Source organism: Nonomuraea sp. K271 (assembly GCF_009908215.1).
GTDB classification, from domain to species: domain Bacteria; phylum Actinomycetota; class Actinomycetes; order Streptosporangiales; family Streptosporangiaceae; genus Nonomuraea; species Nonomuraea longispora.
The window spans coordinates 65888-89884 of the sequence record NZ_JAAAHR010000017.1 but is presented as its reverse complement, the minus strand read 5'-3'; the positions used below and the strand labels follow the sequence as shown (position 1 = coordinate 89884).

Genomic DNA, 23997 nt, shown 5'->3' with positions numbered 1-23997 from the left:
GGCCGAGGGTCGGTTGCGAGGGAAGAGGGGAGATCGGAGCCTCGACCTTGCCTCCGGGGTCGGGGGGCAGCGCGACAGGAGGCTGCGTCCCCACGTTCCGCACCGCGATGAGCGCGCCGCCGAGCACCGCGACCGTCGCGGCGGCGGCCATGATGCCCTTCGCCCACCCTGGTGGCTTCGAGGTCGACGGCTGCTCACCGCCCTGGTCCGGCCAGTAAGACGCAGGTGGCACGGGTGGTGCTGTCGTCATCGTCGCTCCGATGCTCGGGCTCACTGGTTGATTGCGGCGTGAAATATAGCGAAATGAAAGCTGTCCTCAATACTGTTGGCCGCGTGCCGGGAAATGGGGAAGGAAAAATCGCGGGCCGCTATCGAGTGTTGCAAACTCTCGGCCAGGGAGGCATGGGCACGGTGTGGCTCGCCCATGACGAGTTGCTCGACCGTCACGTCGCGGTCAAGGCCCTGCTGCTGCCCGAGTCGCTCACCCCGGCCGAGCGCGAGGAGGCGCTGCAGCGCGCGACCCGCGAGGCGATGGCGGCCGCCCAGCTCAGGCACCCGAACATCATCACGGTTCACGACGTGCTGACCCACGACGGCCTGCCCACGATCGTCATGGAGATGCTCAAGGGCCGCGACCTGAAGGACGCCGTGGCCGCCGAGGGCCATTGGGCGCCGGAACGCGCGGCGGCGGTCGGGCTGCGGGTGCTGGACGCGCTGATGGCCGCGCACGCCCACGGCATCCAGCACCGCGACGTGAAACCGGCCAACGTGTTCCTGACCGACGACGGGCGGGTGGTGCTCACCGACTTCGGCATCGCCCGGCTGGAGGACCAGGCCACGATCACCGAGTCGGGCCTGCTCATCGGCTCTCCCGGCTACATCGCCCCGGAGCGGCTGCGTGGCGAGCGCGGCGGCCCGGCCTCCGACCTGTGGTCCCTGGGCGCCACGCTGTACGCCGCGGTCGAGGGCCAGGCTCCCTACAGCGGCACCTCGCCCATGACGGTGCTGCGCGACGCGCTGACCCGGCCGCCCCGGCCGCCCGAGCGGGCCGGACGGCTCGGGCCGGTGCTCATGCGGTTGCTGGCGCGCGAGCCGCACCAGCGTCCCGACGCGCGCCTGACCGGCCACCTGCTGCGGCAGGTCGCGGAGGGTGGGCCGGCCGCCACCGCCCTCATGCCCACGCCGCGCAGGGCGAACAGGCGCGGGCCGGTTCTCATCGGCGCCGGCCTGCTCGCGGCGGTGGCGGCCGTGGCCGCCACCGCCGCGCTCCTGCCGCGATCGGCGCCGACCACGCCGCGGCCCACGGCGAGCGCGGACACCCGCCCGGCCACCTCCGCCCCCGTACGCACGCCGTCGGCGACGCCCTCGGCCACCGCGACGGCCGCGAGGTTCAGCGGACCGGTGGACGTGTGCACGCTCATGACGCCCACCCAGGTGCGTTCGCTGGTCCCGAAGGCGTCCCCCAAGGGCTCGGCCGACGAGGAAGGGTGCGAGTGGACGGCGGAGGGCAACGGCGTCGGCGTGTCCCCGGTTCCGCTGTCCTCGCTGGACAGCGCCTGGGGGCTCAGCGTGGACGAGGCGACGGAGACGTTCGTCAACAGGCTCAACGGCGCGGACTCCGGCGCGGTGATTCGTTGGAACTGGCCGGATGTCGGCATCGAGGAGGCGCTCACGCAGACGTCGAAGGCGTACCAGGAGGTCAACGGCATCGGGGACGAGGCGTTCAGCTACGAGCTGGTCGATCCCCGGGGGCAGGTGGCGCGGCACGACGTGATCTTCCGTACGAGCAACGTCGTGATGCAGATCCAGTACTTCGACGCGAAGAAGATCGGTGACAACGAGTCCATGCGCAAGGGCGCGCGAGACGCTGCCCGATGGGTCGCGGCGGCGCTGGGACGCCAGGGGTGAGACGATGAACCAACCACGACTGGTGGGCGGGCGCTACCGGCTGCTCGCGCAGATCGGCAGAGGCGGGATGGGCGTGGTGTGGCGCGCCCACGACACGGTGATCGGCCGCGAGGTGGCGATCAAGCAGGTGCACCTGCCCGCGAACCTCCCGCCCGACCAGCACGCGCGGCTGCGCGAGCGCACCCTGCACGAGGCGCGCGTCGCGGTCCAGGTCAGGCATCCCGCCGTGGTCGCCGTCCACGACGTGGTCGTGGACGGCTCCGAGCCGTGGATCGTCATGGAGCTGGTCAGGGGCCGCTCCCTCGACGAGGTCGTGAAAACGGGCGGGCCGGTGGCGCCGGAGTGGGCCGCCTCGATCGGGCTGTTCGTGTTGTCCGCGCTGGCCGCCGCCCACACGCGCGGGCTGCTGCACCGCGACGTCAAGCCGGGCAACGTGCTGCTCGCGGACGACGGCCGCATCCTGCTGTCCGACTTCGGCATCGCGGCCGGAACGGGCGGGCAGCCGGGCGGCGCTCCGATGGGCACACCGGGGTTCACCGCGCCGGAGGCGCTCACCGAGGAGCCCGGCCACGTCGCGGGACCCGCCGCCGACCTCTGGTCACTCGGGGCGACGATCTACACGGCCGTCGAGGGTGTGCCTCCGTTCGCGCGTCCGACCGCGATGGCCACCCACGGCGCGGTGATGACCGAGCAGCCCAGGCCGCCGCAGCGGGCCGGCGCGCTGGCGCCCGTGCTCATGCGGCTGCTCGACAAGGAGCCCTCGCGGCGCCAGGACACGGTGACGCTCAGGGCGGCCCTGCAGCCCATCACCGGCGGCACCGCCGCCACCATGCCCGCGGGAACGCAGCCGACGTCATGGATGGTGCCCAAGCTCCCGGTGTACGGCTCGGCCGCGGCCGTGCTCGTCGTCTTCGTGACGGCGGTCGCGCTCATCCTGACCAGCGCGCCGCCCGCCGCCCCGCCCGCCACTCCGACCACCCTGGCGGGCACCGATGCCCCGGCCCCCACGACCACCGCTCAGGGGCCGGCGACCGCGGCGCCCTCCCCGTCCGGCACACCGGTGCCGACCGCCACGCCGGTCGCGCGCACGCCCGGCAAGTTCACCGCGATCCCCCGGCCCTGCCAGCTGCTCACCAGGCATCAGGCCACCGAGGTCGTGGGCAGGTACCTGACCAGCAGCAGGGAGCACTCCGTCGAGTGCGCGTGGAGCAGATCTCGCGACGACAAATCCCTCGCGCTCCACGTCAGGTTCTACCTGTATCCGCAGCAGGGCGACGGTTATGAGACCAAGCTCGCCGAGGAGCACGTACAGGGTGCCAGGGCCAAGGCCGAGTCGGAGGCCGGCCGCGGCGGCAGCGGCGCCGAGCAGGGCGAGGTCTTCGAGATCCCCGATGCGGGCGACACGGCCGTCGGCTGGGAGAAGCGGGAGACGACGTTCAGCAGCAAGAAGTTCTCGGTGCACTCGGTCTTCAGCACCAGCAACATCGTGGGAGAGGTCCGTTTCACCCGCAATGTCGAGAAGGAGCCAGGGCTGCGTGACAAGGCCGAGAAGGCCGTCGCCTACCTCGTCAAGAACCTCGACGCCAAGGCCTGACCCATGCGTGTGATCGCCGAGCGGTACCGGTTGCTCGCTCCTCTGGGCGCGGGGGGCGCCGGCACGGTGTGGCGGGCCCACGACATGGTGCTGGGCCGCGATGTCGCGGTCAAGGAGGTACGTCTGCCCGCCGACCCGGCCAGGAGGGACAGAGCGCTCACGGACACCCTGCGCGAGGCCCGCGCGGCGGCGTCGCTGAACCATCCGGCGATCGTCACGGTGCACGACGTCATCGCCGAACAGGGGCAGCCGTGGATCGTCATGGACCTGCTGCCCGGCCGGTCGCTGGCCGATCGGCTGCATGAGAGCGGCAGGCTCCCGCCCGGCCAGGTCGCCGCCGTCGGGCTGCGGGTGCTCGACGCGCTGGAGGCGGCGCACCAGCGCGGGATCCTGCACCGGGACGTGAAGCCGGGCAACGTCATGCTGACCGACTCCGGCGAGGCCGTCCTCACCGACTTCGGCATCGCCGCGCACATCGACGACACGCCGAGCGCGACCGCGACCGCCGATCACCCGGGGGCCGCCGGCTCACCGGGGTACATCGCGCCGGAACGCCTGCGCGGCGAGCCCGCGGGACCGGCCTCCGATCTCTGGTCGCTGGCCGCCACCCTGTACACGGCGGTGGAGGGGCGCGGCCCCTTCGTACGCGATTCGCCCATGGCGATCGTCGCGGCGGTGCTCACCCAGCCCGCGCCGCCACCGGTCAACGCGCATCCGTTCGGCGGCCTGCTGATGGCGATGCTGGACAAGAACCCGGCCGCGCGCCCGCACCCGCAGGCGATCAGAGCCGGGCTCCAGCCGATCGCCGCTCCCCTGCCCGCGCGCCGCTCGGTGATGACGGCCACCACCGTCCCGGTCGCCTCCAGGAAGAGCAGGCTGCCGGTCCTGCTCGGTGGCCTGGCGGCCGCCACCGCCGTCGCCGTCACGGCGGTGGTCCTGGTCAACGTCTCCGCCGGGACCACCGGGCCACCGGAGAACACGCCGGTCGCGCAGGAACCGTCCCCTTCGCCGCCGCCCGCCTCCACCCCGTCGGGAACGCCCACCCCGGAGGCGAAGGGTGACGGCGCGTTCGTCGCGGCGCCCGAGGCCTGCGGGCTGGTGAGCGACCAGAAGGCGGCCGAGATCCTGCCCGGGATGCGCAGGCGCGCGGGTCCCGACACCACCAAGTGCGACTGGATGGCCGGCGTCCTGGACAAAACCGTCGGCATCGAGATCGAACACGCGCCGCAGGTGGCGCTGGCGAAGAGGATCATCACCAGCAGGAAGCGGGCGCAGGCCACCAAGGAGGGGCGGTCGCAGAGCCTCACCTACCAGCCCGTACGCGACCTGCCAGGCCTCGGGGACGAAGCCTTCGGCCAGGACTGGTGGGACACGACGTTCGCGCAGGCCCACAGCATCGTGTGGGTACGCGTCAGCAATCTCGTCATCGAGGTCGACTCGTCCGTCCCCAACGCCAAGCTCACACCCGAGCAGCAGGACAGAGCCACCAAGGCGGCCCGCGCGATCGTGGCCGCGCTCCGGGACGTCCGGTCGACCGGGACAGGCTGATGCGTGCAACCGTCAAGTTCACGAGAGGAGGCGTGGCGCCCACCGGAGTTCCGTACGCGACCGGAGCCGTGCGCCACGGACCGAGATGAACGAGGTACCCACCCCGCCCCCCGCCCCGCGGCCCAGCGGCGTCCGGGTGACGCCCGGCCTCCTCAGCGGGGCCATGGCGGTGCTCGTGCTCATGGTGTTCACGGTGGCCTTCCTGCTGACGAGGCAGGAGCCGCCGCCCCCACCGCCCGGCGAACCGGTCGCCGCGCGGACGACGGCCACGTCCGCGCCGCCCAGCACGCAGCCCCCGTCGAGCGAGCCGCCGCCGACCGGTGAGGCGAAGTTCTCGAACGACGTCGACCCGTGCGAGTTCGTCACCGAGGAACTGCGGACCAAGCTGGTGGTCTTCCCCAAGCAGACCAAGTTGTACAAGGAGGAGTGCGAGTGGACGACCCTGCCGCAGTACGGGGTGGGGCTGCCGGAGAACATGACCTTCAGGCTGAAGGTGTACACGAAGGTGTTCCCCGACGGGGTGGCGCAGGCGCACGCGGAGTTCGTCGCCCGCCGGCACAAGGCGGCGCTCATCCCCCGGGGCTATGCCAAGGCCGAGCCGGCCGTCGGGGACGACTCCTACGTCGCCGTGTACACCCTGGAGGGTGACGACCACGGGCCGACGAAGGCGATCGCCGGGGTCCGGGTGAGCAACGCGGTGGTGGAGGTCGAGTACGACCGCGACGTCACCGAGGACCCCGAGGGCAGGATAACCGCGGGCGCGCTGGAGACGGCCCGTACGGTCGCCGAGAAGCTCAGCGGCGGCGGAGACTGACGAGGCCCGGGGCCGGCGCTGCCCCGGGCAGGGCGGCTCAGGACCAGGTCACCGGGAGCTCGTGCACGCCGAAGATGAGCATCTCGTTGCGCAGCGGCACCTGCTCGGCCGGCGCCGCCAGGCGCAGGTCCGGCAGGCGGGAGATCAGCTCGCTCAGCCCGATCCGCATCTCCACCCGGGCCAGCTGCTGGCCCAGGCACTGGTGCACCCCGTGCCCGAAGGCGAGGTGCGGGGTGCGCTCACGGCGCACGTCGAACGCGTCGGGATCGGCCCAGTGCCGTGGGTCGCGGTTGACCTCGGGCGTGGCGATCACGACGGTCGCGCCGGCGGGGATGTCCACGCCGCCGAGCGTCACCGGCTCCGTGGTGACCCGGCTGACCCCGAGCTGGATGATCGACAGGAACCGCAGCAGCTCCTCCACCGTGTTGTCGATCAGAGCGGGATCGGCACGCAGCGCCTCCAGCTGGCCGGGATGTTCCAGCAGCGCGAACGTGCCCAGCCCGAGCATGTTGGCCGTGGTCTCGTGGCCGGCGTTGAGCAGGATGACGGCGACGTCGACGAGTTGCGCGTCGGTCAGGGGCGGGTCGGCGTCGTGGATGAGGCCGGACAGCAGGTCGTCGCCGGGGTCGGCGCGTTTGGCCGCCACCAGCCGCTGCATGAACGCGTACATCTCGGCGCGCGCCACGGCCTGTTCCTCGGGGGTCGCGTTCGCGTTCAGCCCGATGGCCGTACGTTCCTGGAACAACCGGCGGTCGGCGTAGTCCACGCCCAGCAGCTCGCAGATGACCAGCGACGGCAGCGGCAGCGCGAACGCCTGCACCAGGTCGGCTTGTGTGCCCGCCGCCTTCATCGCCTCGATGTGCTCGACCGCGATCTCCGTCACCCGCGACTCCAGCTCGCGCATCCGCCGCACCGTGAACTGGCCCGTCAGCAGCCGCCGCAGCCGGGTGTGCTCGGGCGGGTCCATGAAGACGAAGAGCCCGTCCTCCCGCTCGGCCACCTCCGCCTTCAGCGGTTGCGCCGTCTGCATCTCAACCACCTCGTGCGGCTGCAGCGAGGTCGCCTCCCTGTTGCGGACCTTGTCGGCGCTGAATCGGGAGTCCGACAGCACCGTACGGGCCTCCTCGAACCCCGTCACCAGCCACGCGGGGGCCCCGTTCAGCAGCTCCAGCCGCCGGACCGCGCTCTTGTCCCGCAGGCCGGCCGGGGGATCGAACGGACAACGCCCTCGTTCCACCATGTCCGCCGGCAGGATCCTCCGCATCATCGTGGGGCTCACGTTCGGGGAGTCCTCGGTCACGCTGTCCTCGGCCATCAGCACGTCCTTGTTCTCGGTCGGGGTCATTCAGACGACCCTACAAAGATGCATGGTGCGCATCAATGCTCGTCATGCAAGGATAGCGCTGCCGCGTCAGTCCCCCTTTCACGGAACAATCCGGACTGCTCGCCCGTACGCCGCCCGGCCTTGCCGAGCAGCAGCGGCAGGGCGACGTTGTCGGCCACCGTGAGCTCCGGCACCAGCCGGCCGAGCGTCGAATAGGCCTGCCCGAAGGGGAGCGGCTTGCCCCTGCCGAAGTTGGTCATGCACCGGAGGTGTATGCGTGGTGCATGGTCACCAGCTCCACATGCCCACCCGTACCGGCACCCCAGGAGAGGCGTGCGCGACGGGCTGCCCCTCCGGAGCGGGCAGCCCCGCCGCCTGGATCAGGTCCTCGTTCACGGCGTCCAGGTGGGCGTGGTGCAGCGGCCACGGCGGGTGCTCCACCTGCGCGGCGGCCAGCCGTCCCGCCACGAGGCTGAACAGCCGGAACCGGGCTGTCAGGAAGTACGCGAGCTCGTCCCGTTCGTGCTCCACCAGCGGCACGCCGATCCCGGCGTCCACGTCGCACCGCGCGCCGGCCGGCCCGAGCAGGCGCCGGCGGCACCTGTACCGGGTGTGGCCGTCCTTGGCCTCGACCGACATGTCGGACCAGTGATAGGGCAGCCGGTAACCGCCCCGCCCGCCGAGCGCCGCGGGCAGGCATCCCGCGTCCAGGGACAGGAACCAGATACCGGTACGCCCCCGCGCATCGCGCACGTAGGTCCGCAGGTTCGTCTCGGGGAACGTCGAAACCCACGGCAGCGCGGGCACACCGGGCACCCGGACGTCGCGCATGAGGAACGGCGTGAGCCCCACCCACGCCGCCCCCTCGAAGGGCTCGACCCTGAGCTGGGCCGGCAGCAGCGCCTGCACCTGCTCGGGCCGGTAGCGCCAGTGGATGAACGTCATCCGCGACCAGCGGTGGTACATCACGGGAAAGGACACGCGGGGAGAGGACGGCGCTCGCATCCCGCTCCCCTGCCCTCCGGCGGCACACGCAACCCCGGGGCCCCTGCCGGTACGCCGGTGGCGGCGCGCGGTAACGGCTAGTTGCGGCGCGCGGCCGGCGCGGCCCGGCCCGGCGGTGCGAGGTCCTGTTCGGGCAGGACGGCCTGGAGCACCAGGGCCGCCGGGGCGCTGGGACCGACCAGCGTGAGGTTCCCGCCGAGCGAGCGCGCCAGCCGACGGGCCCGCAGCATGGCGGCGGCGCCGCGCGAGTCCATGTGCGTCACGCGCCGCAGGTCCACGCTCAGCCGCGGGCCACGCTGGCGGATCACCGTAGCGAGGAATTCGTACAGATCATCGGCGGTGAGCACATCGACCTCGCCGCTCACCCCCACGACGGGAGCGCCGGCCGACATGCTGACACTGAGATCCAGTCTCATGAAGGTTCCTAGCTCGTGCACGCCCAGCGCTGAGTGCGCCGAGTCCCGTCCCGTACCCTGAGGCAGTCGCCTCAACCGCCTTCTCACACTTCCCCCGCCACAGAAGTGAGGCGCCGGAGTGGGCCATGGGTCGCCGGTGTCACGGTCAGGGCGCCGTTGCCGCGTGGTCAGGGGCGCGGATTGTTCCTCGTCCAGCGGGGGCTCCAGCCGCGGTGTGATCGACGCCCCGAGGCGGCGACGCACTTGGGGCACACCTCGCCGATCTGCTCGGCCGCGCCGCCCGACTCCGGGAACACCTCCGGCCAGGCCACGTGGTGGAAGCGGAGCAGCCGGCCCCGGCTGAGCGGCACTCCGCACAGAGTCTGGTTCGTCCCCGGGCGCCAGGCGTGAGCCTCGCCCGCGGGGTGCCGTACGCCCTGGTCGTCGCGCCATTGTCCCGAGGCGGCGACCGACGGTTCCTTCATGTCCGCGCGGCTGCCCGCCACCGGCGCCGGCAAACGGCGTGCCCGCACTGCCGTGGTCCCCGAATGCCACCGGAGGACATGCCGGCCACCTGCCGGGGCAGTCACCCCCGAGGGGAAAGGGGCGTGACGGGAGGGCCGATGGAGGAGACGGGCGCGGCGTGCGAGCGGGTGGCGCGGCAGGCCCTCGGACTGACCCACCTGCGGCCGGGGCAGCTGGCCGCGATGACGGCGCTGGCGCAGGGCCGCGACGTGCTGGCGGTGATGCCGACCGGCAGCGGCAAGTCGGCCATCTACCAGGTGCCCGCGCTGCTCCTGCGAGGCCCCACCGTGGTGGTATCGCCGCTGATCGCCCTCCAGCGCGACCAGGTCGAGGCGCTGCGCGAGCGCGACGAGGAGGCGGCGAGCCTGGACGCCGGCACCTCGGCGGGCGAGCGGCGCACGACCTTCGAATCGCTGCGGGCAGGCGAGACGGAGTTCCTGTTCTGCGCGCCGGAGCAGCTGGCCCGGCCCGACGTCGTACGCGACCTGGCCGCCGCCACGCCCTCGCTCCTCGTGGTGGACGAGGCCCACCTGATCTCCTCGTGGGGGCACGACTTCCGCCCGGACTACCTGCGGCTCGGGGCGGTGGCCGAGGCGCTGGGCCGCCCGGCGATCGCCGCGCTGACCGCCACCGCGGCCCCACCGGTGCGGGCCGAGATCGTCGAACGCCTGGGCCTGCGCGAGCCCGTGGAGATCGTCCAGGGGTTCGACCGGCCCAACATCTCGCTCGCGGTACGCCGGGCGCTGGACGACCCCGCCGACGAGATCGTCTCCACGGTCGCCGCCGCGGTCGCCGAGCGGGCGGCTCCCGGCATCGTGTACACGGCGGTACGCAGGCAGACCGGCCGCCTGAGCGGGTTGCTCGGCGAGGCGGGCGTGCGGGCCGCCGCCTACCACGCCGGGTTGCGCCGGTCCGAGCGCGACGACGTGCACGGCCGGTTCATGGCCGGCGAGCTGGACGTCGTAGTCGCCACCAGCGCGTTCGGCATGGGGATCGACAAACCGGATGTGCGGTTCGTCGTCCACGCCGAGGTGCCGGGGTCTCCGGACTCGTACTACCAGGAGATCGGCAGAGCGGGCCGGGACGGCGAGGCGGCCAGGGCGGTGCTGTTCTACCGGCCCGAGGATCTGGGCCTGCAACGCTACTTCACCGGCGCCGTACCGGATCTGGAGACCTTGACCGCGGTGGCGCAGGCGGTCGCCGACGCCGGCCCGAAAAGCGACCGCAGGGCGCTGCGCGAGCGCACCGGGTTGTCGTCGCGCCGCCTGACGATGCTGCTCGACCTGCTGGAAAGAGCCGGCGCGGTACGCCTGGGCACGCGGCGGATCGACCCGGCGCCCGGCTCACCCGCCCCGCACACCGCGGCCGGCCTGGCCAGGGAGCTGGCCGGGCGACGGCGCGACGTCGAACGCACCCGGCTGGAGATGATGCGCCGCTACGCCGAGACCGGCGACTGCCGCAGGCGTTTCCTGCTCGGCTACTTCGGCGAGCCCCTCCCCGACCCCTGCGGCAACTGCGACAGGTGCCGGGCGGGCGTCACCGACCAGCAGCAGGAAGAACCCGGGCCGTTCCCCACGCACGCCCGGGTCGAGCACCGCACGTGGGGGCCCGGCGAGGTCATCCAGCGCGGCGAGGACCGGCTGACGGTCCTGTTCGACACGGCCGGCTACCGCGAACTGCAACTCGACGCGGTGCTCGAACAGCACCTCCTCACCGAGAACCCCGGTTCCTGACCGGCGCCCTGCGCTCGGCCGGGCTCACTCCAAGTCGTCGGGATCGAGCCCCTCACGGTGCTCCTCGGCGGCGTCGCCCTCCTCGCCGGAGTCCTCCTCGCCGGTGCCGGGAGTGACGCCGGGTGTGACACCCGCGGGGCGCCGCAGCGTCTCCTCCTCGGTCGGGGTCAGCGGCGCGCCGCTGGCCTCCTCGCTGCTCCCGCGATCGACCGGCTGCTCTTCTCGTGGCGTGTCGTTCATGACGTCCCCCTGTAGCTGGATGGCCGATGGCGCCGGACCGCCGGAGCTATCCGTACGGACGGCCCGTGCCCTCGCCGGGCAGATATCCTCCGTCGCCGCTTCCCGTACGGCCCGATCCGCCGTCCGGGTCGTCCTCCTCATCGGAGGGCACCCAGTCGGCGTTCGCGTTGATGTGCTCCCCGCCGCGCATCGCCTCGCCCGACGCCCCCGGCTCGTCGTCCTCGTCCACGATCAGCCCGTGCTCGTCCTCGTCGACCGGGCCTTGCACCCGGAAACCCGGGTCGCCGGGCTCCCCACGCTGCTCCCGCTCCTGCGGCGGCATGGGATGCGGGCTCGGACCGTAGGTGGCGACGTGGTCGTCGATCTCATCGGTACGGGCGGCGACCGCCTTCTCGTCCGATCCCGCCGTCGCGGACCACTCGTCGTCGCGGCCGGTGACGTAGCCCATGGGCTCGGCGTAGCCGCTCTCCGGCTCGGCGTCGTCGCGCGGCTTGGAGCCGGGGCTGACGTTGGAGCCGCGGATCGAGGCTGGACCCACGTCGCCGCCCATGTTGTGCAGGTCGGCGTCGGACGTGGTGCCTCTGTCCCGCTCGCGCCGCTTGTCGCGCTCCTCGTCATCCTTGCTCGCCATGCTCGCCCTCCCTGCTCGCCCTCCCTGCTCGCCCTCCCTGCTGGCCCTTCCTGCTCGCCCTTCCCGCTCGCCGGGCACTCCGGCTCGGTCTGGTCCCGGCTCACACCGGCTCGGCCGAGGCTTCACTCCGGTTCGACGTGCATGGCGGCCTCCTCGGCCGTGAAGCCGCCGGCGTCCGGTCCGGCCTCCATGGCGACCTCGTCGGGCTCCGCGTCCGCCCGCGTCCCCTCGTCGGGGGCCACGAGACGGCCGGCGGGCCGCGGTTCGTCCTGGACCTGCCCCGAAGGCTCCTCGGGTTGCGCCGACCCCACCGGGTCGACGCCGGTGTCCGGTTCGCGTTCGGTGTCCAGGTCGGAGCCGACCCCGAGGCCGCTCTCCTCGGTCACCCTGTCCACGGCCGGGGCGTCGCCGCCGTCGCCGGACGGGCGGGCGGCGGACTCCTCCACCCCGAACATGGGCTGCTCCTCGGAGGCCTCCCGGTCGAGCCGTCCGGACAGCGACTCGCCCTGGATCTGCTCGTCGTCCGTGGTGCCGAAGTCCTCCACGGCGACCGGTTCGTCCGCCGGGAGAGGCGCCTCCTGCGGATCGACCGACCACTGCTGCTGGGGCGTGCCGTCCTGCAGATCCGGGATCCCTTCGTCCTCGAAGCGCGAACGAGGGTCGTGCTCTGGTACGTGGTGACTCATCTCATCTCCCCTTGTCCGACCTGCTGCCCGCCCGCTCCCCTCCGTAACGCGGCGGGCTCGCTCATCGGGCGGCGCTCTCGCGCTCCGCCGGGCCCGCCGGCATGTTGAGCCGGTTCATCGTCAGCGCCAGCACCGTGCCGTACACCACATGCCCCGCGACCATGACCGCCTGCCGGCCCGGACGGTCGTCGGACGCCGGCGGCAGGATCCCCAGACCGGGGATCCAGCCCTGATAGCTGGAGGCCCAGATCGCCAGGGCGTAGCCGACGCCGGCCGCGGCCGGGGCCCGATGCCCCCGGGCCAGCACGCCGTACAACGCGCCGGCCGTGGCGCCGAACCCGAGGTGGGCGAGCGCGCCCGCGACGCCCTCACCCGGCTTCGGCTCGTGTTTGCGCCCCGGCAGGGCCGCACGGGCGATCCGTTTGGGCGGCTGGTCCCGCATGAGGCCCATGCGGCTTCCCGCCACCATGACCCCGCTCATCGCCGCGGTGGCGACCGAGCCGCACACCGCGCCCTTCAGAAGTTCGCGCATCATGCACAGGCGGTTGCCCTCCACATGCGGCGGGAAACGCCGCCGCGGCGAGCGCGGTCATGCCGGGCGCCAGGTACTCCTCCCTTGAACAGCCGCCGGGCCCGCCGGGTCCACTGAGAGCAGGATCTCCTTGTCGGCACGGGATGGGACGCACCCATGGCCCGGCGCCCGGCGATCATGACGCCGGCCGGCTCGCTGGCCGGCGTCATAGCCTGGGGAGCGAACACCACCCGGTACGCCCGGTGGTCCACTCACCCGGCGATCGCCGAGCGCGTCGACCGCCTCACCTGAGCGGCCGCCGTACGCCAGCGGCGCGCTAGAGACACGCTAGAAGAACCGGAGACCCTTGGTCGTCGTGGGTCTCTTGCTCGTCGCGTGCCAGGTTCTGCTCGGCGTCGTCTTCGCGGTCTCCGCGTTCACCAAACTTCGCAGCGGTGCGGCCGTACGGTCATTCGCGGCGTCCTTGGTGATGCTGCCCGAGGGGCTGCGCCTGCCGGCCGCCTGTGCGGTGGCGGTCGGCGAGGCGGTGACGGCCGTCCTCATGGTGGTCCCGCAGGCGGGGCTGGCCCTGAGCGCGATCCTGCTCGCCGGGTTCACCGTGGCGATCGTCGTCTCGATCCGTAAGGGCGTACGCGCGCCGTGCCGCTGCTTCGGCCTCTCCGCGACCCCGCTCGGACGGGTGCACCTGGTCCGCAACGCCCTGCTGCTGCTAGTCGTGGCGCTGGGCGGCACGGGACTCATCTACTCCGGCGGGCCGCCGGCCGCCGCCGGGCTGGCGGTCGCGGTGCCGGCCGGGCTGGCGGGGGCGATCATGCTGATCGCCTTCGACGACATCGCTGGGTTGTTCATGCAAACACCGGGGAGTGTGTGATGCCGTACCTGGTCGCCGCGGTCGTGCTGATCGGGCTGCTGTGCATGGTGAATCTGCTGCTGACCGTGGGGGTGATCCGCCGCCTCCGTCAGCAGGCCGGGCGGCAGGACCTGTCCGGTCCGCCGGCCGGCGGAGAGCTCGCGCCGGGTGACGACGTGCCGGAGTTCGCGGCCATGACGACGGACGGTGAGCCGATCTCGGGGGAACTGCTCGGCGGGCCTGCCATGGTGGGCTTCTTCTCGGTGGGCTGCAAGCCGTGCGAGGACCTGCTGCCCCAGTTCGCCGAGCGGGCACGGCGCACGCCTGACGCGGTGCTGGCCGTGGTCACCGCCGTCTCCGGCGACGACCCCACGCCGTACGTCGAGCAGCTCTCGCAGGTGGCGAGGGTCGTTACCGAGGATCCGCAGGGGCCAGTCCAGTCGGCGTTCAAGATCGTCGGATACCCGACCGTCGTCCTCATCGGCGCGGACGGAACGGTGGTCGACAGCGATCACGCGATGCCCGCCGCCAGCGGCGCATGATCACGATCGCCCGGATCGCCGCGGCGACCGCCATCAGGACGGCTCCCGGCCTGACGCTCCTCTACGTCCTGGTGATGCTGGCCGAGGCGGTCCTGCCGATCGCCGTGGCCTGGCTGACCAAGATGGTCGTCGACACCCTGGCCGGCGACGGGCCGGGGACGGGGTTGGCGGCCCTGGCGCTGGGCCTGGCGGGCGCTGGGGTGCTCGTGGCCGCCCTGCCGCAGGTCAGTCAGTATCTCGGCAGCCAGATCGGCCGGCTGTTCACCGCCCACACCACCGCCGCGCTGTTCACCGCTACTTTGCGCTTCGCGAGCCTGCGGCCTTACGAGGATCCCGAGTTCCACGACCGGCTGCGGCTGGCGCAGAACAGCCTGCAGACGGGGCAGGGCGTCATCATGGGGTCGTTCAGGATCATCCAGTCGTCGATCACCCTGGTGGGGATGGTCGGATCGCTGCTGGTGATCAGCCCTGTCCTGACCGGCATCGTGCTGGCCACCGGGGGGCCCGCGCTGGTGGCGCAGCTGCGCATGTCCCGTCGCCGGGCGGCGATGTTGTGGGACATCGGCCCGGCCGAGCGGCGCCAGATGTTCTACGGCGACCTGCTGGGCACGGTAGAGGCGGCCAAGGAGATCCGGCTCTTCGGCAGCGGCGGGTTCCTGCGCGACCGCATGATGAGCGAGCTGCGCACGGCCAACGACGCCCGCCGCCGGATGGATCTCCGTGAGCTCTCCGTCGAGGGCCTGCTGACCCTCCTCGCCGCGGCGGTCGCCGGCGGCGGGCTGGTGTGGGCGGTCGTCGCGGCAGGTTCCGGCGCGCTGAGCGTCGGCGACGTGTCCCTGCTGATCGCCGCCGTCGCCGCCGTCCAGAACGCGCTCAACGGACTGGTGTCCGGCATCGCCGGGCTCCACCAGGACCTGATCATGTTCGGCCACTACGTGACGGTGGTGCGAACCGGTCCCGACCTGCCGGTCCCCGCCGAGTCCGCGCCACTCCCCCGGCTGCGCCACGGCATCCGGCTCACCGACGTCTGGTTCCGCTACAGCGATGACCATCCGTGGATCCTGCGCGGCCTCGACCTGTTCATCCCGGCCGGCGCGGCGGTCGCCGTCGTCGGCCTGAACGGCGCCGGCAAGAGCACGCTGGTCAAGCTCCTCTGCCGCTTCTACGACCCGCAGCACGGCACCATCACCTGGGACGGCGTGGACATCCGCGACGTTCGCCCCGAGGATCTGCGGCACCGGATCAGCGGCGTCTTCCAGGATCACATGACGTACGACATGACCGCCGCCGACAACATCTCCATCGGCTACGTCGCCGCCCGCGAGGACAGAACCCGCATCCAGGCGGCGGCTCAGCGGGCCGGCATCGACGGCACGCTCTCCTCCCTGCCACGCGGCTACGACACCCTGCTCACGCGGATCTTCTTCAGCGAGGAGGACAAGGGCGACCCGGACACCGGCGTCGTGCTCTCGGGCGGTCAGTGGCAGCGCACGGCTCTGGCCCGCGCGATGTTCCGCGGCCGCCGCGACCTCATGATCCTGGACGAGCCGTCCGCCGGGCTGGATCCCGAGGCCGAGGCCGACGTGCACGCCAGGACGCGCCGCCAGGGCGACGGCGCCACCACTCTGCTCATCTCGCACCGGCTCAACACCGTCCGCGACGCGGACCTGATCGTCGTGATCGAGAACGGCGTCGTCGTCGAGTCCGGCACCCATGCCCGGCTCATGGCCGCCGCGGGCGGCTACGCCCGGTTGTTCCGGCTGCAGGCCAGCGGCTACCAGGAGCCCGAGAGCGCGGGAGTCTCATGAAGGGAGGCCGTGCCCATCCGGGGCACGGCCTCAGTCGATCGCTCTACTCCATGACCAGAACGCCGTCGCCCTGGAGAATCTCCTGATGTTGCCGGCGTAGTGCGTCGGCCGGCTCGATGCCGAGCTCGGAGCCGAGGATGTGGCGCAGCCGCCGGTAGGCGGCGATGGCCTCGGCGCGGCGGCCACGGCCGGCGAGCGCCCGCAACAACATCGCCCACGAGGCCTCGCGGAACGGATGGGCCTCGACGAGCCGCTCCAGTTCGGGGATGACCTGGTTGTGGTGGCCGAGCCGCAGCTCGGCCTCGACGCACAGCTCGCGTGCGCTCAGATGAAGCTCGTCCAGGCGGCTCCGCTCGTCGTGCACGGTCTCGACGTCGATCTCCGGCACCAGGGGACCGCGCCAGATCGCGAGAGCCTCCCGCAGCGACCTGACCGCCGCGCCCGCTTCGCCCTCCGTCAGGGCGTCCGCCCCCTCGGCGACGGCCGACTCGAACCTCCTGACGTCGACCGCCCGGTCAGGAACGGTCAGGGTGTAGCCGTTCCCCACGGTGGCCAGGGTCACGTCGTCGGCGACGAGCGGGCACAGAGCGCGCCGCAGGCGGTACACGTACGTCTGCACGCTCGCCTTCGCCGTGGCGGGCGGCTCGTCCTGCCACAGCTCCGCCATCAGCCGATCGATGGTGACGACCTCGCCCGGACGCAGCATGAGAACGGCCAGCACGGCCTGCTGCTTGGCGGCCCGGATGGCGATCGTCCGGCCACCTCCGTCCGCCACCGCCAGACGTCCCAGCAATGTGAACATCCTCCACCTCCGACCGGAATCATGGTCGGTGACGGTATGTTCCGGGTATGACGGAGGTATGCCTGCCCGTCACGCCGGGCGGCCCCGGATCAACCGGGTGGCCGTGGCGCGACAGGCAGGCACGGAGAAGGGTTCACCTCGGCCGGGTGATCAGCAGCCGTTCTCGCTGATGATCTCGTACTTGGTGCAACTTCCGTCACAGCAGTGGGCGCGGAGCCTGATGGGGTAGATGCACTTGTAGATGTAGTAACACTCCACCGCAGCGGCGCTCTCCTGCGGGACGATCATCGCCAGCAGGCGGTCGCTGAGCCTTCCCAGCACAGATGTCATGACTCATTCCTCATGGTGTAGGGGCATTCGCCGGCTCCGCCCGCCGGGCGCGCGTGCGCAGCGCACGGATGGAGACCACGAGGTTCAAGGGTCACCGACAGCTCTAGCCCGTCGATCGCGTACCGCTAGCGCGATGGTGCCTGACTTCCCCCTGCTCCTCAGCGGACCCAACACCGTCTCAACAGATCCTCAACATCAGTAGTCCCACACTCCGGATGGCGCGCGAAGGCGCGGATCACCGGAGAAGGGACCCGTATGCGTTACTGGAGCAGGTCCACGACAGTGCTCGCGACCGTCGGCGCGATCGCGGGCCTCACCTTAGTGACCCCGGCGGCACAGGCGGCGACGTCCATGCCGTGCGCGGCGATCCGGGGCTCCGGCCCTAACCTGGACGACGGCTGGGGTGTCATGAAGGGGTCGTACAACCTCAAGGTCAAGCCGAAGATGCGTTCCTGCAACGAGCGGCGGATGCACAAGGGCCAGATTCTCTACTTCCACTGCTGGACGAAGAACTCTCACGGCAACCTCTGGGTCTATGGGCGGATCAAGGGGACCAGGACGCACGGGTGGATGTCCGTGGCCAACTTCCGATCCGTGCACGGCTCGAGTTACCCGAAGTGCGACTGGAACAAGAGCAGGGACCATACGTGACTCAGCGGGGGGCGACCGTTCCGGCGCGGTTCAGGATCTGCTCCAGTTGTGCGGGTTCGGCCGCGCCGCCGGCCGCCAGGACGGTGCGGGCGCGGCCGGTCACCACGACGTACGGCGGCCAGGGGATGTCGTTGCGCTCGAAGACGTCGGGGTCCACGACCATGGGCAGGCCGTCGCCGTCGTGCCCGTCCACCGCGCTGACCAGCACGACCTCAAGCCGGGCGGCGGCCGCGGCGAACTCCGGCAGCATCGCCGCGCACAGTCCGCACTCCGGCGAGACCAGCGCGTACATCACCCGGTCGCCGGCCGGCTCCGGCGCCCCGGCCACCTCGAACCGCGTGCCGGGACGCGGTCCTGACATGGGTCTGTCCGCACGCAGCAGCCGCGCGGGCAGGACGGCCAGGCCGAGCAGGACCGCCGCCACCGCGAGCTGGACGGGCTCGAACACGACCGGCCCGGCGACGGCCGCCGTCACCGCGAGGACCAGCAGCAGGCCGGTACGCACCAGCGTGCCGGCCCCCACGAGGTCACGACCGCCGAAGCAGCCGCAGTCCACGGTCATCCGCCGCCGCACGACGGAGGCCATGGCCGCCAGGAACGCGGCGAACAGCGCACCCGCCACCACGGCGCCCCACCGCCGGCCGCCCGGCACGAGCAGCAGCGCGGCGGCTGCCAGTTCGGCCGCGAGCACGCCCGCCGCGGCGGGCCATGCCAGCCGGCCGGGCAGCACCCGGTAGGCGGCCACCGACCGGGCGAAGCCGGGCACGTCCCGCAGCTTGACCAGCGCGGCGACCAGCAGCGCCGCGGTCACGGCGAGGTATGCCGACTCGGCGACAATCATGGCACCGCCTGGTGGAAGGCCGAGGCCTGCAGCTCGTACATGTCGGCGTACATGCCGCCGCGTTCCATCAGCTCGGCGTGGGTGCCCTGCTCGGCGATCGCGCCGCCGTCGAGCACGTAGATGCGGTCGGCGTAGCGGACGCTGGCCAGCCGGTGGGTGATGAGCACGATCGTACGGCCGTCGGCGTGGCCGCGGATCCGCTCGAACAGGGCGTGCTCGGCACGGGCGTCCAGGGCCGAGGTGGGCTCGTCGAAGATGACGAGCGCGGCGTCGCGGTAGAAGCCGCGGGCCACGGCGATGCGCTGCCACTGGCCGCCCGACAGGTCATGGCCGCCGCGGAAGCGGCGGTCGAGCAGGGCGTCGTAGCCGTCGGACAACCGCGCCACCACCTCGTCGGCGCCCGCGGCCGCGCTGGCGGCGGCGAGCCGGTCCTCCTCCAGGGGCCGTCCCATGACGATGTTCTCGCGTACGGTGAGCGGCCAGCGCGTGTGGTCCTGGGCGATGACGGAGATCCGGCGGCGCAACGCCTCACCGTCGAACGCCCCGAGGTCCACGCCGTCCCAGCGGATCGTGCCCTCCTGCGGCCGGTACAGGCCGGCGAGCAGCTTGGCAAGGGTCGTCTTGCCCGAGCCGTTCTCGCCGACCAGGGCGATGACCTCGCCCCTGCCGACCGTCACGCTGACGTCGGACAGCGCGGGGCGGTCGGCGCCGGGGTAGGTGAACGTGACGTTCTCGGCCGTCAGCAGGCGGAAGGGCGCCGGCTCCGCGGGCGGTGAGGGCGGCGCGGGGATGCGCTCCTGGGCCATCTCGCGGAAGGCGAGGTAGTCGCCGAAGTAGAGGCCCGCCTCGTAGAGCCGGTTCATGGTCTGGATCAGGGCGGTGAGCGATCCCTGCCCGGCCCTGATCGCCAGCACGGCCGCGCCGGCCACCGACAGCGGGATGACGCCGACGGCCAGCAGCGCGCCGAGCGCGACGTACACGCCTGCGGTGGCGATGCCGGTCATCAGGTCGCCGCCCGCCTTGATGACGGCGCGCCGTCGTGCCACGTCGAGCTGGACGCCCTGCTCCAGGTCGGCGACCTTGGCGTACTGGCCGAGCAGGAAGTCCCTGAGCGTGAACGCCCGCACCTCGGCGGCGGGCTGCCGCTCGGCCATCAGGTCCGACAACATGAACTTGCGCCGCCGTGCGGCGGACAACCGGTAGAACGCCTGGTAGCCCAGCCGGGCCATGCGCACCGCGGCCCATCCCGCGGGCACGGCGGCCACCAGCAGCAGCGGCATGAGGATCGGGTGCAGCAGGCCGAGCGCGATGGCCGAGGCCAGCACGCCCACCGCGCCGGTGAGCACGGCGATCGTCGTCTCGACCACGGTGGCGGTGTCCGGCACGCCGCTGTCGCGGGCCCGCCGCATCGCGTTGTGGAAGTCGTGGTCGTCGAACGCGGCCAGCTCCACGCGGGTGGTCAGCTCGAACAGGCGGGTCTCGGCCAGCCGTTCGACCAGCGGTTTGAGCCGGGCCTGCGCCCATCCGGAGCCGGCCAGCAGCGCGCCGCGCAGGCCTGTCGCGGCGGCCACGAGCAGCAGCGAGGGCAGCGCGGCCCGTACCCGGTCGGGTGTGGGGCCGGCCGCGAAGAGCGAGGCCAGCACCTCAGATGTGGTCACCAGGCCGAGGACGGTGAAGACGCCGGCCGCGACGTTGCCCACCAGGGCCACGGCCGTGTCACGGGGGCTGGCCTGCCAGGCCAGCCGCAGCGCGGCGGCCACCAAGGACGGCAGCCTGCGGGCGATCGTGCCGAGGCCGGCGGTCAGCAGGTGCTCGTCGTGACTCTCCCAGTACGCGACCACGAGCCCCGACCGGTCGTCCGGGACGTTCGTGCCGCGCTTGCACGGCCACAGCCTCATGCGGGACAGCCTCACGCGAGGGCACCGTTCCGGGACGCGAGCGCGTCGTTCCGAGACCGGCGCGCCGGAGATCCCCCCATCACGCACGCCAATCTAGAAGATCGACCGGTTCGGTGTAAAGGTGCATGTAAATAGATTTCGGTCGTTACGGCCACCCTCTGGACAGAGTTCCAGGCTTATGCCCATAATGCATCCGTTTGCTCGCGGCACGGGGCCGCACCGGCGATTCCAGGCCGCGGGCAGGGCACGGGAAAGGCGTCCACCGGCGCACTCCCGAGGCTCGGATCCCCACGTCGGCCGCCCAAAGGCGGCCAAGGAAGGAGCCCTCATGTCGGTCCTCGCCCTGGAACCGCGCGATGCCGGAGTCCTGGAGTACGAAGACCTCGCCGTCGATTTCGAAGGCGAGCTGAGCAAACTGCTCCACGGCCCCCAGGCCTGCGTCAACACCTGCAAGCGCACGGTGTGCAGCAGCTTCCCGTGCTGCCCGTCCATTGTGTGAAGCGCCTGATGCCACGCGGTGACGCGTGGTGATGTGAAGCGCTGGAGAAAGGCCATCGGCGCGGTTCTGATGGCCTTTCTCGTATGAGGCCGATGTGCTCCGTTCTGTGGGGTTTACTGTGGACAGTAATGTGGTCGACCGCCTTACCAGATTTGCCGAGTTGAATGGTAGGGAAATAGTCGAGGACGACACGTGGGTCAGCGTTCACGACCCTCACCACGACATTCCATTACAGGGCTGGAAAATTCACGTCTCCGCACGTCCCGGCACCCTCGCCGACACTCTTGACCGCGTGCTGCCGATCCTGGCGGGCACCGGCTGCGCCTTCAAGGCCGCCCGCTCCGCCCGCAGGCTCATGGAGCTCAACACCGGCGACGTCGACCCGGGAGCCGTGGGCAAGGCCATGACGATCTACCCGGACCAGGACGCCGTGGTCGAACTGGGCCACGCCCTCGCCGACGCCCTGTCCGGGCTGGCGGCGCCGCGCGTCGTCAGCGACCGGCAGGTCCGCCCCGGCGCTCCGGTGTACTACCGGTACGCCCCGTTCGCCCCGCAGTACCGCGTGGACGAGAACGGCGACTTCGAACTGATCGTGATCGGGCCGGACGGCGAGCAGCTCCCGGGCGCCGCCGGCCCCGAGTTCACCTGCCCGCCCTGGGCCGCCGACCCGTTCCGCCCCGAACCTCCCGTGGCCGCGCCCGACCGGGCGGAAGCGAGTGACGAGGCCGGTGAAGGGCCGCCGCCGGAGACCTCCGACGAGGCCGGCGGGGGACGGATCATCGGCGGCCGGTACCGCGTGACGTCCGGCGTGGTGCGCGGCCCGCGTGGCAACGTCTACCGCGCCGCCGACGCCACCGGCCGCCGGGTCGTGGTCAAGGAGGCCCGCGCGTACGTCGGGGAGAACGTCGAGGGCTGGGACCTGCGGATGTACCTCCGCAACGAGCTGCGCGTGCTCCATGCGCTCAAGGGCGTGGCGGGCGTACCGGAGCCGATCGACCACTTCCGGCACGGCGAGGACGAGTTCCTCGTCATGACCGACGCGGGCAGCCGCGACCTCAACCGGTTCGTCGCGGAGACCGGCCTGTTCACCACGGAGCCCGCGAGCGGGGAGCGGAACCTCGGCGCGCTCGCCGTACGGCTGCTGGAGGTGATCGACGCGGTGCACGAGCGCGGCGTCGTCATCCGGGACCTGTCGCCCAAGAACGTCGTGCTCGGCGAGGACGGCCGCTGCACTCTCATCGACTTCGGCAACAGCAGGTACGACGGACTGCAGCTGCCCGGATGGAGCCGCGGCTACAGCGTGCCCGACCAGCACACCGACCGAGAGTCGGTGCCCGCCGACGACTACTTCTCGCTCGGCGCCACGCTGTTCTTCGCGGTCACCGGGATGAACCCGATCATGATCGGCCCCGACCCGGTCCGTAACGTCGAGCGCACGCTCATGTGCCTGGCGCGGATGTTCCCTGACGTCACAACGGGCGTCGTGGGCCTGCTGCCCGGCCTGCTGAGCCTCGACCCCGCCGACCGCACCGCCGCCGCTGCCGAGATCAGGTCCGGTCTCCCGGCGGCCGGCGGGGAACGGCCGCAGGCGAGGCGGTGGAGGCCGCCCGCCACGCCGGAACTCACCGGGGAGCTGCTGTCCAAGGCGCTCGACCACAGCGTGCGCGAGTGCGCGGCCTTCGCCGAGCAGTTGATGGCCGGGCCGCAGGACGCCCGGCGGGAGAGCCCCGCGGTGACCAACGTCTACGGCGGCAGCGCCGGAGTCGGCATGGAGCTGCTGCACCACCCGCAGACCCGGTCGGTGGCCGCCGACCTGGCCCGGTGGACGGGGCGCGTGATGCCGCCCGCCAAGCTGCCGCCCTCGCTGTACTTCGGCCGCACCGGCACCTCGCTGTTCCTCACCGCCGCCCGCGTGACCGCCGCTCCGGACCTGGGCGCGCCCGAGCCCGTCGCCATCGACGGCCCGCAGCGCGCCGACCAGGCGCACGGCGTGGCCGGCATCGGCGCGGGCCACCTGGCGCTGGCCGCACTCGACCCCGGCGAGACCCGGCACCTGCGGATCGCCGCCGAGTGCGCCCGGCTGTTGGTCACCGGTCAGGTCACGCGCTCGGAGGACGCGGTGGCGCCCGCCCAGCCGGGATCCGGCGTGTCGGTCGACACGGCGTACGCCCACGGCGACGCGGGCTGTGCGGACTTCCTGCTCGCCTACCACGAGGTCACCGGCGACCGCGCGGCGGGCGAGGCGGCCAGGGAGCGCTCGGCGGCGCTGGCCGTACAGGCCGAGGCGCTGATCGGCGAGCTGCACGGCCCGGACGCCCGAGCCATGGGGGCCTCCTGGTGCCAGGGCATGTCGGGCATCGCCGGCACGCTGGCCCGCGCAGCCCGCGCGTACGGCGAGGACCGCTACCTCGACCTGGCCGAGCGGGGCGCGCGGGCGTGCCTGGTCGTCGCCCCGCAGGCCTGGGTGGTCTCCCAGTGTTGCGGCCTGGCGGGAATCGGGGAGGCGCTGATCGACCTGGCGATGGTCACGGGCGACGACGGTTACTGGCGCCACGCCGAGGAGATCGCCGAGCTGATGCTCGTACGGGCCGGCGGGGAGCCGGGGCAGCCGGTCTTCCCCGGCAACGACCTCGACAAGGCGGCCTACACCTGGAGCACCGGCACCGCGGGCGTGGTGTCGTTCCTGCGCCGCCTCGACCGCCGGTCGGGGGCGCGCCTGTGGACGGCGGACTGGCGGCCGGCGGAAGCGGACCCGGCCGCCCACACGGCAAGGGGGTCGGCGGCGAGCTGACCCGGCACGCCTCTCGGACGCACACCACGCGGTGCCGACGTGCCCGGCCT

Annotated in this window: 25 protein-coding genes and 1 pseudogene; 12 read left to right on the top strand and 14 right to left on the bottom strand. The window is 72.3% G+C overall.

Annotated features, from left to right (window positions below; translation table 11 throughout):
• Positions 1 to 250 (bottom strand): annotated as a pseudogene (locus GUY59_RS08785) (hypothetical protein); the annotation flags it as partial.
• Between the two features lie 53 nt (positions 251 to 303).
• Between GUY59_RS08785 and GUY59_RS08780 the strand changes: the two are divergent.
• The 4 genes from GUY59_RS08780 to GUY59_RS08765 all read left to right on the top strand — a co-directional run bounded on the left by GUY59_RS08780 (position 304) and on the right by GUY59_RS08765 (position 5864).
• Complete coding sequence (locus GUY59_RS08780) at positions 304 to 1908, top strand: serine/threonine-protein kinase (RefSeq protein ID WP_138208762.1); 1605 nt, start codon at positions 304 to 306, stop codon at positions 1906 to 1908.
• Between the two features lie 4 nt (positions 1909 to 1912).
• The gene (locus GUY59_RS08775; RefSeq protein WP_161714453.1) at positions 1913 to 3502 is read left to right on the top strand and encodes a serine/threonine-protein kinase; all 1590 of its coding nucleotides are present in this window, start codon (positions 1913 to 1915) and stop codon (positions 3500 to 3502) included.
• Positions 3503 to 3505: 3 nt separating this feature from the next.
• Positions 3506 to 5050 carry a serine/threonine-protein kinase gene (locus tag GUY59_RS08770; RefSeq protein ID WP_138200174.1) on the top strand — a complete coding sequence of 515 codons (1545 nt, stop codon included), beginning with the start codon at positions 3506 to 3508 and terminating at the stop codon, positions 5048 to 5050.
• 85 nt (positions 5051 to 5135) lie between these two features.
• A complete protein-coding gene (locus tag GUY59_RS08765) occupies positions 5136 to 5864 on the top strand; it encodes a hypothetical protein (RefSeq protein ID WP_138200175.1) in 729 nt (242 codons plus the stop codon).
• Between the two features lie 37 nt (positions 5865 to 5901).
• Here GUY59_RS08765 and GUY59_RS08760 read toward each other — a convergent pair whose 3' ends face one another.
• From GUY59_RS08760 to GUY59_RS08740, 5 genes are all read right to left on the bottom strand, one after another.
• Entirely contained in the window at positions 5902 to 7104 is a 1203-nt protein-coding gene (locus GUY59_RS08760) for a cytochrome P450 (protein ID WP_442938965.1), read from the bottom strand.
• 137 nt (positions 7105 to 7241) lie between these two features.
• Entirely contained in the window at positions 7242 to 7448 is a 207-nt protein-coding gene (locus GUY59_RS08755) for a hypothetical protein (RefSeq protein WP_138200176.1), read from the bottom strand.
• Positions 7449 to 7476: 28 nt separating this feature from the next.
• Positions 7477 to 8169, bottom strand: a complete 693-nt coding sequence (locus GUY59_RS08750) for a YqjF family protein (RefSeq protein WP_201760636.1) — start codon at positions 8167 to 8169, stop codon at positions 7477 to 7479.
• A 101-nt stretch (positions 8170 to 8270) separates the two neighbouring features.
• Positions 8271 to 8609, bottom strand: coding sequence for an STAS domain-containing protein (locus tag GUY59_RS08745; protein ID WP_138200178.1), 339 nt, complete (start codon positions 8607 to 8609; stop codon positions 8271 to 8273).
• Between the two features lie 167 nt (positions 8610 to 8776).
• Positions 8777 to 9073, bottom strand: coding sequence for a hypothetical protein (locus GUY59_RS08740; RefSeq protein WP_138200179.1), 297 nt, complete (start codon positions 9071 to 9073; stop codon positions 8777 to 8779).
• A gap of 123 nt (positions 9074 to 9196) precedes the next feature.
• On the opposite strand from GUY59_RS08740, the gene GUY59_RS08735 reads away from it, so the two are divergent.
• Positions 9197 to 10846, top strand: a complete 1650-nt coding sequence (locus GUY59_RS08735) for a RecQ family ATP-dependent DNA helicase (protein ID WP_252374882.1) — start codon at positions 9197 to 9199, stop codon at positions 10844 to 10846.
• 24 nt (positions 10847 to 10870) lie between these two features.
• Here the strand turns inward: GUY59_RS08735 and GUY59_RS08730 are convergent, their stop codons facing one another.
• The 4 genes from GUY59_RS08730 to GUY59_RS08715 all read right to left on the bottom strand — a co-directional run bounded on the left by GUY59_RS08730 (position 10871) and on the right by GUY59_RS08715 (position 12938).
• Positions 10871 to 11086, bottom strand: coding sequence for a hypothetical protein (locus GUY59_RS08730; protein WP_138200180.1), 216 nt, complete (start codon positions 11084 to 11086; stop codon positions 10871 to 10873).
• A gap of 46 nt (positions 11087 to 11132) precedes the next feature.
• Positions 11133 to 11717 (bottom strand): hypothetical protein, encoded by a 585-nt coding sequence (locus GUY59_RS08725; RefSeq protein ID WP_138200181.1) that lies wholly within the window; start codon positions 11715 to 11717, stop codon positions 11133 to 11135.
• A 122-nt stretch (positions 11718 to 11839) separates the two neighbouring features.
• Positions 11840 to 12403 carry a DUF5709 domain-containing protein gene (locus GUY59_RS08720; protein WP_138200182.1) on the bottom strand — a complete coding sequence of 188 codons (564 nt, stop codon included), beginning with the start codon at positions 12401 to 12403 and terminating at the stop codon, positions 11840 to 11842.
• A gap of 61 nt (positions 12404 to 12464) precedes the next feature.
• Positions 12465 to 12938, bottom strand: a complete 474-nt coding sequence (locus GUY59_RS08715) for a DUF6789 family protein (RefSeq protein WP_138200183.1) — start codon at positions 12936 to 12938, stop codon at positions 12465 to 12467.
• Between the two features lie 153 nt (positions 12939 to 13091).
• On the opposite strand from GUY59_RS08715, the gene GUY59_RS49905 reads away from it, so the two are divergent.
• The 4 genes from GUY59_RS49905 (at position 13092) to GUY59_RS08700 (ending at position 16135) form a co-directional block, all read left to right on the top strand.
• Positions 13092 to 13226, top strand: coding sequence for a hypothetical protein (locus GUY59_RS49905; RefSeq protein WP_269128736.1), 135 nt, complete (start codon positions 13092 to 13094; stop codon positions 13224 to 13226).
• A gap of 64 nt (positions 13227 to 13290) precedes the next feature.
• Positions 13291 to 13806 carry a MauE/DoxX family redox-associated membrane protein gene (locus GUY59_RS08710; protein WP_138200184.1) on the top strand — a complete coding sequence of 172 codons (516 nt, stop codon included), beginning with the start codon at positions 13291 to 13293 and terminating at the stop codon, positions 13804 to 13806.
• A complete protein-coding gene (locus GUY59_RS08705) occupies positions 13806 to 14327 on the top strand; it encodes a TlpA family protein disulfide reductase (RefSeq protein ID WP_138200185.1) in 522 nt (173 codons plus the stop codon). Before GUY59_RS08710 ends, GUY59_RS08705 begins: the two co-directional genes overlap by 1 nt.
• Positions 14324 to 16135 (top strand): ABC transporter ATP-binding protein, encoded by a 1812-nt coding sequence (locus GUY59_RS08700; protein WP_138200186.1) that lies wholly within the window; start codon positions 14324 to 14326, stop codon positions 16133 to 16135. The genes GUY59_RS08705 and GUY59_RS08700 overlap by 4 nt, the downstream gene beginning before the upstream one ends.
• Positions 16136 to 16178: 43 nt before the next feature.
• On the opposite strand, the gene GUY59_RS08695 is transcribed toward GUY59_RS08700, so the two are convergent.
• Together GUY59_RS08695 and GUY59_RS08690 are read right to left on the bottom strand one after the other, a co-directional pair.
• Positions 16179 to 16937, bottom strand: a complete 759-nt coding sequence (locus tag GUY59_RS08695) for an AfsR/SARP family transcriptional regulator (RefSeq protein ID WP_138200187.1) — start codon at positions 16935 to 16937, stop codon at positions 16179 to 16181.
• Between the two features lie 150 nt (positions 16938 to 17087).
• Entirely contained in the window at positions 17088 to 17267 is a 180-nt protein-coding gene (locus GUY59_RS08690; protein WP_132338190.1) for a hypothetical protein, read from the bottom strand.
• A gap of 255 nt (positions 17268 to 17522) precedes the next feature.
• Here GUY59_RS08690 and GUY59_RS08685 point away from each other — a divergent pair, with 255 nt between their 5' ends.
• Entirely contained in the window at positions 17523 to 17918 is a 396-nt protein-coding gene (locus tag GUY59_RS08685; RefSeq protein WP_138200188.1) for a hypothetical protein, read from the top strand.
• A gap of 1 nt (position 17919) precedes the next feature.
• Here GUY59_RS08685 and GUY59_RS08680 read toward each other — a convergent pair whose 3' ends face one another.
• The gene (locus GUY59_RS08680; RefSeq protein WP_138200189.1) at positions 17920 to 18759 is read right to left on the bottom strand and encodes a MauE/DoxX family redox-associated membrane protein; all 840 of its coding nucleotides are present in this window, start codon (positions 18757 to 18759) and stop codon (positions 17920 to 17922) included.
• Positions 18756 to 20657, bottom strand: a complete 1902-nt coding sequence (locus GUY59_RS08675) for an ABC transporter ATP-binding protein (protein WP_138200190.1) — start codon at positions 20655 to 20657, stop codon at positions 18756 to 18758. The genes GUY59_RS08680 and GUY59_RS08675 overlap by 4 nt, the downstream gene beginning before the upstream one ends.
• Before the next feature lie 328 nt (positions 20658 to 20985).
• Here GUY59_RS08675 and GUY59_RS47360 point away from each other — a divergent pair, with 328 nt between their 5' ends.
• Together GUY59_RS47360 and lanL are read left to right on the top strand one after the other, a co-directional pair.
• The gene (locus GUY59_RS47360) at positions 20986 to 21156 is read left to right on the top strand and encodes an SflA family class IV lanthipeptide (protein WP_165959921.1); all 171 of its coding nucleotides are present in this window, start codon (positions 20986 to 20988) and stop codon (positions 21154 to 21156) included.
• A gap of 94 nt (positions 21157 to 21250) precedes the next feature.
• Positions 21251 to 23947 (top strand): class IV lanthionine synthetase LanL, encoded by a 2697-nt coding sequence (lanL, locus tag GUY59_RS08670; RefSeq protein ID WP_138200191.1) that lies wholly within the window; start codon positions 21251 to 21253, stop codon positions 23945 to 23947.
• The last annotated feature ends 50 nt before the right edge of the window (positions 23948 to 23997 follow it).